The 13,945-nt window shown below is 60.6% G+C and carries 12 protein-coding genes; 8 read left to right on the top strand and 4 right to left on the bottom strand.

The window, feature by feature from the left end; translation table 11 throughout:
* Window positions 1–369: 369 nt before the first annotated feature.
* The 8 genes from L6R21_01265 (at window position 370) to L6R21_01230 (ending at window position 10,275) form a co-directional block, all read left to right on the top strand.
* A complete protein-coding gene (locus L6R21_01265) occupies window positions 370–855 on the top strand; it encodes a hypothetical protein (GenBank protein MCK6557799.1) in 486 nt (161 codons plus the stop codon).
* Between the two features lie 199 nt (window positions 856–1,054).
* Window positions 1,055–2,149 carry a putative glycoside hydrolase gene (locus tag L6R21_01260; protein ID MCK6557798.1) on the top strand — a complete coding sequence of 365 codons (1,095 nt, stop codon included), beginning with the start codon at window positions 1,055–1,057 and terminating at the stop codon, window positions 2,147–2,149.
* Between the two features lie 157 nt (window positions 2,150–2,306).
* A complete protein-coding gene (locus tag L6R21_01255) occupies window positions 2,307–2,651 on the top strand; it encodes a hypothetical protein (GenBank protein ID MCK6557797.1) in 345 nt (114 codons plus the stop codon).
* A 179-nt stretch (window positions 2,652–2,830) separates the two neighbouring features.
* Entirely contained in the window at window positions 2,831–4,186 is a 1,356-nt protein-coding gene (locus tag L6R21_01250; GenBank protein MCK6557796.1) for a S8 family serine peptidase, read from the top strand.
* A 561-nt stretch (window positions 4,187–4,747) separates the two neighbouring features.
* Window positions 4,748–7,762, top strand: coding sequence for a histidine kinase (locus L6R21_01245; protein MCK6557795.1), 3,015 nt, complete (start codon window positions 4,748–4,750; stop codon window positions 7,760–7,762).
* A 12-nt stretch (window positions 7,763–7,774) separates the two neighbouring features.
* Window positions 7,775–9,106, top strand: coding sequence for a T9SS type A sorting domain-containing protein (locus L6R21_01240; GenBank protein MCK6557794.1), 1,332 nt, complete (start codon window positions 7,775–7,777; stop codon window positions 9,104–9,106).
* Window positions 9,107–9,214: 108 nt separating this feature from the next.
* On the top strand, window positions 9,215–9,616 hold the full coding sequence (locus L6R21_01235) for a DUF309 domain-containing protein (protein ID MCK6557793.1): 402 nt from the start codon (window positions 9,215–9,217) through the stop codon (window positions 9,614–9,616).
* Between the two features lie 8 nt (window positions 9,617–9,624).
* Complete coding sequence (locus L6R21_01230; GenBank protein MCK6557792.1) at window positions 9,625–10,275, top strand: response regulator transcription factor; 651 nt, start codon at window positions 9,625–9,627, stop codon at window positions 10,273–10,275.
* A gap of 25 nt (window positions 10,276–10,300) precedes the next feature.
* On the opposite strand, the gene rnz is transcribed toward L6R21_01230, so the two are convergent.
* The 4 genes from rnz to L6R21_01210 are packed head-to-tail and all read right to left on the bottom strand — an operon-like array spanning window position 10,301 to window position 13,879.
* Window positions 10,301–11,230, bottom strand: coding sequence for a ribonuclease Z (gene rnz / locus L6R21_01225; protein ID MCK6557791.1), 930 nt, complete (start codon window positions 11,228–11,230; stop codon window positions 10,301–10,303).
* Window positions 11,227–12,129, bottom strand: coding sequence for a diacylglycerol kinase family lipid kinase (locus L6R21_01220; protein MCK6557790.1), 903 nt, complete (start codon window positions 12,127–12,129; stop codon window positions 11,227–11,229). The genes rnz and L6R21_01220 overlap by 4 nt, the downstream gene beginning before the upstream one ends.
* Window positions 12,129–13,037 (bottom strand): DMT family transporter, encoded by a 909-nt coding sequence (locus tag L6R21_01215; GenBank protein ID MCK6557789.1) that lies wholly within the window; start codon window positions 13,035–13,037, stop codon window positions 12,129–12,131. The genes L6R21_01220 and L6R21_01215 overlap by 1 nt, the downstream gene beginning before the upstream one ends.
* Window positions 13,034–13,879, bottom strand: coding sequence for an alpha/beta hydrolase (locus L6R21_01210; protein ID MCK6557788.1), 846 nt, complete (start codon window positions 13,877–13,879; stop codon window positions 13,034–13,036). Before L6R21_01210 ends, L6R21_01215 begins: the two co-directional genes overlap by 4 nt.
* Window positions 13,880–13,945 lie beyond the last annotated feature (66 nt).

Genomic DNA, 13,945 nt, shown 5'->3' with positions numbered 1-13,945 from the left:
GTCGAATTCCAAGGCAAAGTCAAGCAGCCCCGAAGGAGGCGAAATGCAGAAGCGAAGGGCAACACCCTGGAAAACCAGTGATCATGAGACATCAACAAGCCCCGACGGGGCGTCATAGCCACGTCAGGTATGACGCCCCGTCGGGTCAGCATGCGACAAATCTCATCCGTTCCCAGGGCAATGCCCGTGAGCTATTACATGCGACCACGTTGAGGGGCCAGCCTGATCCCTTCGGGAGAAGACAGGGTGTACTCAACGTTGTAATTATGCTCAGTGTCTGTCCAGAAATGAAAAAACCACCGACCGTGAGGCCCTGTAGCGTGCCCCAGTCGAATAAGACGTGTTAGATCGCCTGCGTGGTAACTAGAAATGAGCGAAGAGACTGAAATCATCAAACGGGACGTGTCTAGCGGCGCTATCGAATTACTCGGTAGTTTGTTCTGGCATGACAGTGTTCTGCATGAAATAAAGTTCATTCGTACCGATTCTGCAGACCAAGTGGTGCTGATCCTTGATTTGCTTGAAGATTGGGAGAAACAAATCTCACGGCGTGCCGAAATCACCTTCCAGCGTTGCTTCCTCGTTCAATCTCAAATGAGTTGGGGCACCAGGTGCATGTCTGAAGGGGAGATGATATTCGGCACCACGTGCGTTGCCTCAAGCGATCTGATTGAGAAAGTGAGATCTGACTGGGTGGGTATCAACCTTGATACTAGCGGGTTGGCAGAGTTCAAGCTGGAATTGGCTTCGACAAGCTCTACCCTGGAAATAGTTTTCGGGAGCGTTGCGATAAGATACCTGAGCGGGAGCAGCCCACATCATGCCCCGCCACCGCTACCATTGAAGGATAGTTGAGCATAAGGCAGCGGCGGCATCTAGCACGGCGTGGTACGGACGGCGCGACGGCGGCATGGTTTTCAATCTAAACGCGCTTGAAGTCGCGCCGCCGCACACGCGCGATGTTCTTGTTCATGCTGAAGCGCCCGGGCGGTAGTGTTTTCGGACGGCCACCTGACTCAACAGTTCTGCTGATTTTTCACCGGTGATACTTGATATGAAACTCTACCTCTCCCTTTTGCTCACCTTCACCCTTTGCGGCAGCACGGGCCCGGCAGCCTGGGCGCAAGCGCAAACGCGTGCGCTGTGGGGCTTCACGCCGGAAGGCCCGTTTGCCGGCACGCCCAAGGAAACCGCGGCCGCGCTTTATCAAAACAACATCAATGCGGTTTTTGTGGATACGATTTCGCCGGAACTGCACCAGACACTCAAATCCATCGGCGTCAAAGTCTACACCACGATGAATGTCTTCGGCGGAAATGCGCCTTGGCGGCGGTATCCCCAGCTCCGGCCGGTGGATCGCCAGGGCAATCGCGTGGCCGCGGTGCCCGGCAACGGCATTTGCCCGACGCAGCGCTGGTATTGGCCGCGCCTCCTGCGCCAGATTGCACAAAAACGCGATGCCGGTTTCGACGGCATCTGGCTCGACTTTCTGCGCTTCAGCGGCCACTGGGAAACGCCCACTCCGGATTTGCTGGAAACCTGCTTCTGCGACTCGACGCTGGCGGATTTCGAACGCAGCAGCAGCTTGGTGATTCCGGAAGACCTGCCGATCGACACGAGCAACGGCGGTCCGGCAAATGCCAAAGCCGGCCTGCTCGCTGCCAAAGCCAACTGGATTCTCACTCACCATCGCCGCGAGTGGATCATCTACAAGATCGGCGTGATTGCAGACTTTGCCCAGCAGGCGCGCGAAACGATTGCCAAGAAGCCAGGAGTAGTACTGGGACTGTTCAGCGTGCCCTGGCAGCGCGAAGAATATGGCCGCGCGCTGATCAACATGTTGGGCCAGGATTACCGCCGCCTCAGCAGCCATTTCGACGTCTTCTCTCCGATGCTCTACCACGAACTCTGCGGCCGGCCGGTGGAGTGGATTTCGCAGTTCGTGCAATACACCGCGCGCGAAACCAACAAGCCGGTGTGTCCCATCATCCAAACCGATCTCGGCGGGGCGCACAAAGTGCCCGATGACGAATTCAGCGCGGCCGTGCTGCACGGCCTGGAGGCGCCGGCAACGGGCATCATCATTTTCCGCCAGCAAACCTTGTTGAGCGCCAAACAACTCTCCATTCTGCGCGCGACCTGGCAGTGAGCGCTGCAAATTCCGGTTGACATCGCAGCTTGGGATTGCTACTTTGCAGCCAGTTGCCGATCGTTGACCGGCGCTGCCTCTTAGCCCTCCGCAGCCACCGGCGCAATGCAACCAGGCAGAGACACGGCAACCTCCTCTGCCTCGTTTCTCAAGACTCATGAAGCTCTTCATTGCACTCATGTTTGCCGCCGTTACCGCCTCTCTCTTGCCGCCCTGCAATCAAGCCGAACAACAGCGCGAAGCCACAACGGCGAACACCGCCGCCGCCCGGCCACCGGAGGTTCTGATCAAGTTCAAACCGGCGGCGCTGGCCGACTCGGTGCAGGCCTTCACTGCCGCGTTGGGTCTGGAGCAGGTGCGTGATTTGCCGGCGATCGGCGTGCGCGTCTATCGCCTGCCGGCCGGGCAATCACTCGATCAGGTACTGGAAAAGTGCCGTGCCCATCCCCAGGTTGAATACGCGGAGCCGAATCTCGAATATCGCATTCCCGAGAAGCCGTAAGTGCCGCGGGCAGCGCAATTGCGGCGGCGCGCGTTCGCCGCGAGCCACAGCCGCCGGCTCGTCTGCTGCCACCCGGCTTTTGCTCCCCCCCTGCTTGCTATCCCAAACGCCGGCGCCATTCTGTTAATCCATTGGGTTGGCGCCGGCAGAATCATCATTCCCACTGTGGAGGACATTTCATGAAAAAATGGTGGAGCCTGTTGGCCCTGTTACTGCTGGCCATGATGTTCAGCGGGCAAACGACCCAGCAGGAGCAACGGCCGTTGTTCGTTCCCGGCGAAGTCGTGGTCAGAGTCAGTGACCCCAGCTTGATGGCGGCCATGCCCTCCTCCAAGTCGGTCGGGCCGAGCGACATTTTCGTGGTGCGCGACACGACGGGCAAAGACGTCAACACCCTGGTCGATGAGCTGCAAAGCCGGCCGGGCGTGGTTTATGCCGAGCCCAATTATCTCTACTATGCCAGCGAAATTCCCAACGATCCACAATTCAGCCAGCTTTGGGGCCTCAACAACACCGGCCAGACCGGCGGCACAGCGGACGCCGACGTGGACGCACCCGAGGCGTGGGACGTGCAGAAAGGCAGCAGCGAGGTGTTGGTGGCGGTGATTGACACTGGCGTGGACTACAAGCATCCCGATCTCAGCGCCAACATGTGGACCAATCCCGGCGAGGATCCCTGGGCCGATCCCAATGATCCGCGCAGCGGCAACGGCATCGACGATGACAACAACGGTTACATCGATGACTGGCGCGGTTGGGATTTCGTCAATCGCGACAACGATCCCTTCGATGACAATATTCACGGCACGCATGTGGCGGGCACCATTGGCGCCGCAGGCAACAACAGCGTGGGCGTGGTGGGCGTGAATTGGAACGTCCGCATCATGCCGTTGAAATTTCTCAGCAGCAGCGGCTCGGGCAGCCTGTCGGACGCGGTGGAAGCAATCACCTATGCCGCCCGCTTTGGCGCGCACGTGATGAACAACAGTTGGGGCGGCGGCGGTCGCTCGCAAGCGCTGGAAGATGCGATCAAATTTGCGAACCAGCAGGATGCCTTGTTTGTTGCGGCTGCCGGCAATAACGGCACGGACAACGACGCCACGCCGAATTATCCCTCGAACTACGAAGTCGAAAACGTGCTGGCGGTGGCGGCCATCGACAACAAGGGCAATCTCGCGCTGTTCGGCTCCGGCGGTGGTGGCGGCATCTGCGGCTGCGTGGGCAATGTGTTGCCGACGCCCGGTTCCAACTACGGTCTCACCAGCGTGGACTTGGCCGCGCCCGGCAAGGACATTCTCAGCACCACGCCCAACAACAGCTATCAATCCCTCTCCGGTACTTCGATGGCAACCCCGCACGTGAGCGGCATCGCGGCGCTGGCGCTGGCGCAATTTCCCGGTCTCACCAACTTGCAGTTAAAGCAACACCTGATGAACTCGGTCGACATCAAATCCGGGCTGCAGGGCAAGATGGTGACCGGCGGCATTCTGAATGCTTTCAAAGCCGTGAGCACGACGCCGGCCATGGCACCGTAGTGCATTTTCCGCGTGAAGAAAATGGAACAGCCGGCCTCGTGCGCACGAGCCGGCTGTTCTTCACTTCGGCCGTCAAATGGCAAAGAACTCACTGGCAGGGATGGCGCGGTTGGCGCTGGTCTCATCTTGAGCGGGGCGCCGCTGCCAAAGGTGGTCAGTTGCCTTGAGGCAACCTCAGCCTTCAGCCTGAGAATTGATTCTCAGGAAAAAAGGGCACGAAATGATGCAATATTCAAGTAGCGGCTAACTTGGCAAGGTCAAGTTAAATCTGTTGATGCCCAACGACTCACTTCCCCCAGCTCCAGCTCTTGAGAGAAAAGTAAGAAAGCGAGTCAGAAGAATGCTGGCAACTCCCCTCTCTTGATAAGGACAAGGGAAGTTGATTGCTTCAAATAGAAACTGTTGCCTCAAAAGAAAAGAGGTATCTCCAATTGATGGAAACAACCCAACCGATACAATTCTATTCCATCGGTTGGGTTGTTTCTATCAGTTGGCGATTTTCTTTGATCGGTTTGAATTGATCATCTATCCGGGGCGTTGCCCTACCCTGCGCTGCGCCGCATGACCCTCAGAACAAAGACTGCCCTCCACAACCTTGGCTGGCTCTTCCTGCTATTTGTCCTCGCTGCGGAGAGCGCTGCACAAGTTCTTCCGTTCGAACATTACACCACCAAAGATGGTTTGCCTTCCAATTGGATTACGGCCATGGAGCAGGACTCGGGCGGCTATCTTTGGATCGGCTCGAATGAAGGGTTGGCGGTTTTTGACGGCGTGCAATTCCGTTCTTACAGCGTGGTGGACGGCCTGCCGGTGAATCAGGTTTGGGCATTGGCCGCCAGCCAAGCCAGCCCCGGCGTGATGTGGATCGGAACGCAGGACGGCGTCGCCCGCTTCGAACGCGGCAGGTTCACCAGCTTCCGGCTGGATGCAACCGGCTCCGCCGACGGCAACAGCGTGCACGATCTGATCGAAGATCGCGCCGGCACACTATGGTGCGGCACTTATGCCGGCGTTTACATGGTGCAGCAGGGCCGCGCCCGCTTGATTCCCATCGACAACCAAACCGGTGCCGTATCCTTCATTCATCCGATCAGCGACAGCCTTCTCCTCGTCGGGATCGATGCCCATGTTTACCGGTATCTCCCGCAGCAGCGGCAGGCACAACGCCTGCTGACGATACGGCATTTTTCCGAACCGGCATTCGGCATGACGCAAGATGAGCGAGGCGACATTTGGATCGTGGCGCGCGACAGTACCGTCTATCATATTCGTGACCGCGAGATTGTTGCGGCGCGGCGCTTGTCGTTTGGCGCCTCGCGGCTGGGCGGGTTGAGCGTTATCGTTGACCAGTACGGTTATTTGTGGATCAGCACCGGCGACGGCATCGGATTCATCCACCGCGATGATTTTGCCGAGGGCGAAATCATTCGCTACACCACTGAGAATGGCCTGCTCGAAAACACCATTGCCTGCAGCCGGCGCGATCGCGAGGACAATCTCTGGTTCGGCGGTTTCAGCAAAGGCCTGTGCAAATTGGCCGAGCGCGCCAGCTTTGATTTTCCCCTCACGGACTTGCGGCCCTCGGCCATGAATCGCGCCGCGGCCGTGGATTCTGCCGGGCATTTCTTCGTGGCTTCCGGTGCCGGCCTGTGGGAAATCTGGAAGAATCCCGGCGACAAGTGGGAAAAATACCTGCACCGCCTGGAGCGCCCCGAACTGCCCGGCCGTATCTACTCCGTTGACTTCGCGCGCGACGGTAGCCTCTGGGTTTGTTTCGCCCAAGGCGGATTGCGGGAGTACCGCGTGACGCGCCATCTGCGCCAGCCCTCCACACTGACTGCCGGCCGCACTCTGGCGGCGGGCAGCGAACTGCCGCAAGCCATTTTGCTCGGCTTCATCATTGATCGCAACAACCACTTGTGGTGCAGCCTGATGAACGCCGGCGTGGTTCAAGTCGATCTCAGCAGTGGCCGCGTGCGCGCCATGCACACCGTGGCCACCGGACTACCGGATGCCACGGTGCTGGCCATCCATCAGGATCGCGACGGCAACCTCTGGTTCGGCGGCTTTGAGCAGGGCCTGTCAGTCTTTGCTCCGGAAGGCGACGGCTACCGGCTGCAACGCAAACTCACCACCGCAGACGGCCTGCCGGACAACTTCATTCGCGCCTTGCTGCAGCACAGCAACGGCGAGATGTGGATCGGCACACGCTTCCACGGGATTGCGATCCTCTCGGCGAACGGTTGCGAGACTATTTCCACCAAGGATGGCTTGTTGGGCAATGCGGTGAACTGCTTTGTGGAGGACCACAGCGGCCGAATGTGGCTCGGCACTTCGCAGGGCATCCAGTACACCAAATCTGCCACAGCGCGCGAGTTGGTGACTCCCGAACGAATGCGCGGCAGGCAAATCGGCACTTTGGGCAAGTGGCCGGCGACCTCCGGCGTGTGGGCTTTAACGTGGGAAGGGTTGACACTCTACGCGCCCGAGCGCGATGACCTCGCGCCGGCGCCGCCGCCGATTCATCTCACCGGCTTGCGGGTGAAGGGCCGCGCGGTCGTCCTGCAAAACGGGCTGCGGTTTTCCCATGACGAAAACGTCTGCGAGATTCATTTTGCCGGCATCAGCTTTCGCGAGGCCGGCGCCGTGCAGTATCGCTATCGCTTGATCGGCGCCGATACCGAATGGCAGGGTCCGACCAAACAGCGCCAGGTGACCTATGCCACGCTGCGGCCGGGCACCTACACCTTCGAGGTCGTGGCACTCAATGCCGCCGGCGTGGTGAGCCGGGCGCCGGCGCGCCTGGTCTTCACCATTGTTCCGCCGCTGTGGCGGCGCTGGTGGTTCCTCGGGCTGGCCGCTGCGGGATTGAGCGGCCTGGTGGTTTTACTGGTGCGGCTGCGCGTGCGGCGACTGCTGGAGATTGAAAAGATCCGCGGCCGCATCGCCACCGATTTGCATGATGACATCGGTGCGGGCTTGACGCATATCGGCCTGCTCTCGGAAATCGCGTTGCGCCAATACCGCGCGCGGCCGGCGCCGGAAGCAGGCGGCAACCCCTCCCCGGCGGCGCCTGACAGCATCGAGAATGCCATCAGCCGCATGGGCACGGTGGCGCGCGAGCTTTCCACGGAAATGAGTGACGTCGTGTGGTCGATCAATCCCAAACATGACTCGCTTGAGGCGCTGTGGCATCGCTTGCGCAATTTTGCCAACGAGATCTGCAAAGCGAAAAACATCGCCCTGACTTTTGAAGTCGATCCCACGATTGCCAGGCTGAAACTAAATCCGGAATTGCGGCGCGGCTTGCTGTTGATCGCAAAAGAGGCGCTGACCAACATGGCCAAATATTCCGGCAGTGCCAGCGCGGCGGTGCGCCTGCAACTGGAAGGCAAGGCCCTGGTGGTGGTGGTCGAGGATTGCGGCCGGGGCTTCGCCAGCACGCGCCTGGGCCAGGGCCGCGGCAACGGCTTAACCAATATGCGCAGCCGCGCAGAAAAACTGCACGGCACGTGCGCAATCACTTCGGCAATCGGCCGCGGCACGCGGGTGGTCGCCCGCATCCCGCTGCCCTGAGAGGAGATCACAATGATGCGCAAAGCAGCCTGCGCGATGGCGGTTCTGCTGCCGGCCTGTCTGGGGCAAACGGCGGCAGGCCAAACCTGGCAGACGCTCAGTTCCGTCCCGATTCTGACGCGCTACAATGATGTTCACTTCGTGACGGCCGCGACCGGCTGGATCGTCAACGGCTCGGGCCAAATCTATCGCACGGACAACGGCGGCATTTCCTGGCAACTGCAACTCGAGCGCAGCACCGCGCATTTCCGGTCAATCGGTTTTCTCGATTCACTGCACGGCTGGGCCGGCAATGTCGGGCCGGGCGAGTTCAATGCCACTGACAGCACCGTGCTTTATCAAACCAGCGACGGTGGTCGCAACTGGCTGCCGGTGAAGTCGTTTGTCGGATTCACGCCTGCCGGGTTGTGCGGCATGCATGTGGTGAATGATTCGGTAGTTTGCGCCGTCGGCCGGGTGCGCGGACCGGCGGCGTTTGCGCGCACAGCCGATCGCGGCCGCACCTGGCGCACGAAAGACATGCGCGGACATGCCGCTGGGTTGATCGATGTTTACTTTTTTGATGCGGATACCGGTTTCGCCGTCGGGCTGACCAATGCGAATCATGACAATTCCAGCGGTGTGATTCTCCACACGACTGACGGAGGCGAAACGTGGGAGAAACGGTTCACCACCACCCGCACCGGCGAATGGTGCTGGAAGATTTCTTTTCCCACACGGCGTACCGGTTATGTCTCATTGCAACGCAACAGGGAATCACCCATCTTCTTCCTCAAAACCACGGATGGCGGCCGCACCTGGCAGGAGAAACTGTTCTCGAACAGCTACTACTTCGTGCAGGGCATCGGCTTCATTGATGAACAGCGCGGCTGGATCGGCGGCAACAGCACCAACCCGACCTACCAGACGAGTGACGGCGGGGAGACGTGGCAATCAGCCGGATTCGGCGTGCGGCTCAATCGTTTCCGCTTTCTCGGCGACACGGTGGGCTATGCCGCCGGCCGCACGGTCTACAAGTATCGCAACACCACCACCCGCGTGACCACGGCGCTGCCGGAATCGCCAGCGGCCTTCGAGTTGAGCCAGAACTATCCCAACCCATTCAATCCCAGTACCGCCATTCGCTATCATTTGCCGCGTGCTGCCCGCGTGAGCCTGACCGTTTATGATCTCACCGGCCGCCTGATCGAGCGCCTGCTCGATGAAACTCAGGACGCCGGCGGGCACACAGTGATTTGGGATGCCAACGACCCCGAAGGCAATCCCCTGCGAGCGGGCGTCTATCTGTATCGCATTCAAACCGCAGAATTCACGGCCAGCAGGAAGATGGTTCTGCTGCGCTAAGGCGCTGCTTCAGATCTCAGGAGGTCCGCGGCGGCGGATATGCTATTCGAGGTCTTGCGGCTCTTCAGAATCATCATGAAACCCGCATAAATACAGGAACAAACAGCCTTGTCCGGCCGGTTTATCGAAAATCTGCGCGCGCGGCTGGCGCGCGGCATCGACTTCTTCAATCGTGAATATTTCTTTGAAGCGCATGACGAGCTTGAAGAATTGTGGATGGACGCGCGCACGCCGGTGGAGCGCAATCTCTTTCACGGCCTGGTCAATATCGCCACCGGCTTCTATCATTACCGCATGCACAACCTGGTGGGCATGCAAAGCCAGCTTCACAAGGGCGTGGAAAAACTCGCGCAGGTGCCCGGCCGCTGCTGCGGCGTGGAGGTCGCGGCGTTGTTGCGCAGCCTGCGACCCTATCTCGGCCCGCCGGCCTTGCACAATCTGCCGGAGCCGTTGCCCCAAATCGAATTTCATCCGGATGAAATTTCCGATCCCCTTTCTTCTTCACGATAGAGTTGCGCATGGAGAACAAAAATCAGAGCATTGCCGTCGCCCTCGTGGATGACGATGCCAAGGTGCGGGACAGCATCTCCTGGCTGCTGGAAAATTCCGAGGGGTTCGCGTGCGTGGGCGCATTTTGCGGTTGCGCCGAGGCGCTGGCGGGAATTCCCGAGGTATCGCCCGAGGTAGTGCTAATGGACATCGGCATGCCCGGGCAGTCCGGCATCGAATGCGTGGAATTGCTGCGCGCAGAATTTCCAGAATTGAAAATTCTGATGCTGACCAATTACAGCGATGATGACCGCATCTTCGATTCGCTGCGCGCGGGCGCGGTGGGATATTTGCTGAAGAACTCCGCCGTCGAAAAGTTGTGCGAAGGCATTCGCGAGGCGCACGCCGGCGGCGCACCCATGTCCAGCGAGATTGCCAAGCGCGTGCTGGCGTATTTTCACGGCCAGAAACGCAGCGACAAGCTGCGCGCCGATCTCTCCCAACGCGAGCTGGAGGTGCTCGGCGCGCTCACCCAGGGTCTGAGCGACAAGGTCATCGCCGACACGCTGCACATCAGCATTCCGACGGTGCGCTTTCATCTCAAAAACATCTACGCCAAGCTGCACGTCAATTCGCGCGCGGAAGCCGTGATCAAGGCATTGCAGGAAAGAATTCTGTAGGCGAAGAATGAATGGGCCGCCGGCTTCAGGAGCGGGGCAGAATCGTGAAGCGCGCCAAATCGGTGGCAGCGGTCACCTGCGGCAGGAACGCGCGCGCTTCTTCGACCATCGCGGGCAAATCCGCGGGGCTTAATGTGCCGCTGAAGTGGGTGAGAAAGAGGTGGCGAACGCCGCAGCGTTGCGCCAGCTCACCGGCCTCAGCGGCGGTCGAATGCCCGGTTTGCTGCGCCCACTCGCGTTCCTGCGCGGGGAAGGTCGCATCCGCAACCAAGGCATCGGCCTGTTGCGCCAGCAATGCCTGGCCGGCACAGGGCGAGGTGTCCACACAATAGGCGATTTTCACGCCCGGCCGCGGCGGGCCAATCACCTCCGCGGGCGTGATGGTTTTGCCATTCGCCAGCACAACGCTCTCCCCGGCCTGCAGACGGCCGCGCTCCGGGCCGAAGGGCACGCCGAGCGCATCGGCGCGGTGTTCATCGAACTTGCCCGGACGATTGGCCTCCACCAGCGCATAACCTGCCGTGAACAGCCGATGCTGCAGCGGCTGCCATTCGACATGATAATCCGCGGCCTGCCAAATCACCTGCCCGCTGTTCTCCGAGATTTCATGAATCGTGAGCGGAAAGCTCAGCTCGAACCCGCACAGCCGGCGGTGAAATTCGATGTAGGAGGCCAGACCGTGCGGGCCGAAGAGATGAATTTCCTGCTGGCAACCGAGCATCTTCAAACTGGTGAGCAAGCCCGGCAGGCCGAAAAGATGATCGCCGTGGAAGTGCGAGATGAAAATGTAGCGCAGCTTGCCGGGTTTGAGGCCGGCGCGGCGGAATTGAATCTGCGTTGCCTCGCCGCAATCGAAGAGAAAAATTTCGCCCTGGCGCACCAGCGCCACGCCGGAGAGATTGCGGCGTGCGGTCGGCAGTGCCGAGCCGGTGCCGAGGAACACGAGATCGATCATAACATGAATTGCAGTTTTTTCGGTTGAACCGCGACAGTCACCGGCGTGAGGCCGGCGACTTCACCGTCGGGCGTCAGAACTTGCACCGGCTCCGCTGCAATCTGCAGGCTGCGGCCGCTGAAGATTTCGACGTTGGGATGATGCACGTGCGTGCCATTGAACACCGAGGGAAAGGCCCGCATTAAAGTGCGGCGACTCACCTTGTGCAGCACAATCACCTCCATCAAGCCGTCGTCGAGCAGGGCGCCGGGCGCAATCTTCATGATGCCGCCGGCATAGCGTGAGTTGCACACGATGACGAAAACGCTTTCGCGCTCGATCAGCCGGCCGTCGAGTTGCATGCGCAGATGCGCGGTGTTGAGTTTGGCCAGCGACTGCAGTACGCCCAGCGCGTAGGCCAGGGTGCCGAAGCTCTTGAAGTGCAACGCGTTGATGGTGACGTCGGAGACGAAGCCCAGCCCCAGCGCGGTGATGCAGTAATACCCTGCGGGAAAATCCGGCGCCGGCGTTTGCGGCAGGCAGTGCAGCACATCGATGCGCTTGGGTTCGCCGAACAGAATCCGTTCCCAAGCGGCGGGCAGCGCGGCGTGGGCCAGCTCGCGCGAGAAGGAGTTGCCGGTGCCTGCAGGAATGAGCGCCAGCGGCGACTCGAATCCCGGTTGCTGCAGGCAGCAATTCATCACTTGAAACAGCGTGCCGTCGCCGCCCAGGGCGACGATCTGATCCCAGCCTTCCGGCAAGCGGCGCGGCAGCGCGTGCAGCAAATGGCCGTTGCTTTCCGAGATCAGAAGCTCCGCACCGGCGCCGTGCCGCCGGAGCAGACGCAGCGACTGGTCCAATACTTTTTTGCCCCGCCCCTTGCCGGCATGAGGATTGGCGGCAATGAGAATCTTCTTCATCAAGCCCTCGGCTCAGCATAAATGGCCAGCGTGACGCCGGCCAGCGTGATCAAACCGCCCAGCATCACCCACCCCGCGACTTTTTCTCCCAACAACAGCCAGGCCAGCAAGCTCGCGCCCACCGGCTCACCCAGCAAGGCAATCGCAACCACCGGCGCAGAGAGATAGCGCAACGCCCAGTTGAAACTCGTGTGCCCCATGATTTGCGGAACGAGCGCGATCAACAAAAACAAACCAAAAGTCTGCCAGGAGTAGGACAGCAGCGGCACACGCAGCATCACCGCGGCCAGGAACAAAACCAGAGCGGCCGTCGAGTAGCAGAGGGTGACATACACGCTGGTGGCCATGACCTGCCGCAGCCGCCGTCCGATGAGAAAGTAAACGCTGCCGAAAAGCGCGCCGGCGAGCGCCAGCAGATCGCCGCGCAGAGAATCTTCTCCCGCCTGGCCGTCACTCATGGCAATGACGATGACGCCGAGCATCGCAATCACCAAACCGCAAGCGAGCAGCGGCCGCAGCCGTTCCCGCAGCACGAGCGCCGCGCCCAGTGCCACAAAAATCGGCAGGGTGGCAACCAGTACCGTGGAGCTGGCCACGGAGGTGTGGGAGAGGGAAGCGATCCAGGTGACGAAATGTCCGGCGAGCATGAGGCCGGAGAGCACCGCGAGTGCAGCCGCCGGCAATGGCAACGCCTGCCAGGCCCGCCAGACTTTGCCGCGCGTGGACAAAAACAGAAACGCCGAGGCGAAGAACAAACGATGGAAGGCAATCGCCAGAGCCGGCGCCTCACACCAACGCACAAATATCGCGGAGAAGGAAACGGCCAACACGCCGAGCGCCAGCACGGCATACACGCGCCGCCGCGGCAGCGCGGCGGCCAGGGGCAGGGAGCTGGCGGCGTGCGTCACGGTCTTCCTTTCACCGTGTCGGGCAAGGCCGGCGCCGCGCATTGCTGCACGAATTCCCGCACGGCTCGATAGTAGATTTCACCGCCGGAGAGGAAAGTGTCGTTGTGATCGACGCCCGCGAGCGTGACGAAGTGCTTGGGATCAGCGGCGGCCGCGAAGAGTTTTTGGCCAAGGGAATAGGGAATCACGCCGTCGCGATCGCCGTGCAGAAAGAGCTTGGGCAGGGTGAGCTTCGCGATTTTTTCGCGGCTCGCCCACTTCATGCCGGCGAGCCAACCCATCGGCAGGCCGCCAAACATCAGGCGCGCCATGTCCGCGGCATCGGTGAATCCGGATTCGATAATCAAACCCGTGAGCGGACGCCGGACGGCCAGCTCGATCACCACCGCACTGCCGAGCGAATGGCCGTGACCGAGAATCGGCAGATCAGGCACATGTTGTCGCAACCAGTCATGGGCGGCTTCGGCGTCACGATAGCAATTCTCTTCCGAGGGCGTGCCGCTGCTGCGGCCATAGCCGCGATAATCGAACATAAACAGGTTGGCGGGAACTTGCCCGTGCAAACGCGCCAGCCATTCGACGCGATCGCTGAGATTGCCGGCATTGCCGTGCGCCATCAGCAAATTGGCCACCGGCGCCGGATGCGGCACGAACCAACCGTGCAGCGCGGCACCATCAGCGGTGGTGAAAAAAGCGTCCTGCACGGCCAAGCCGAATCGCTCCGGCTGCCAGAAACCGGCGGGGTAGGTGCTGGGGAAGAAAACCAAATGGCGCTCGAACAGTCGAAGCAACACCAACAGCAGCGCGAAAGCAGAGAGGAGGAACAGCAGGGAACGCCACATGGAGGTCTTCTCGCCGGGGTTGGGGTCATGCGCTGGCGGTGCCACTCGCTGCGCAACCTGGGTGAA

The organism is bacterium (assembly GCA_023150945.1).
In the GTDB taxonomy this organism is placed as follows: domain Bacteria; phylum Zhuqueibacterota; class Zhuqueibacteria; order Zhuqueibacterales; family Zhuqueibacteraceae; genus Coneutiohabitans.
The sequence above is the reverse complement of the archived record's forward strand: the minus strand, read 5'-3'. Positions and strand labels throughout refer to the sequence as shown.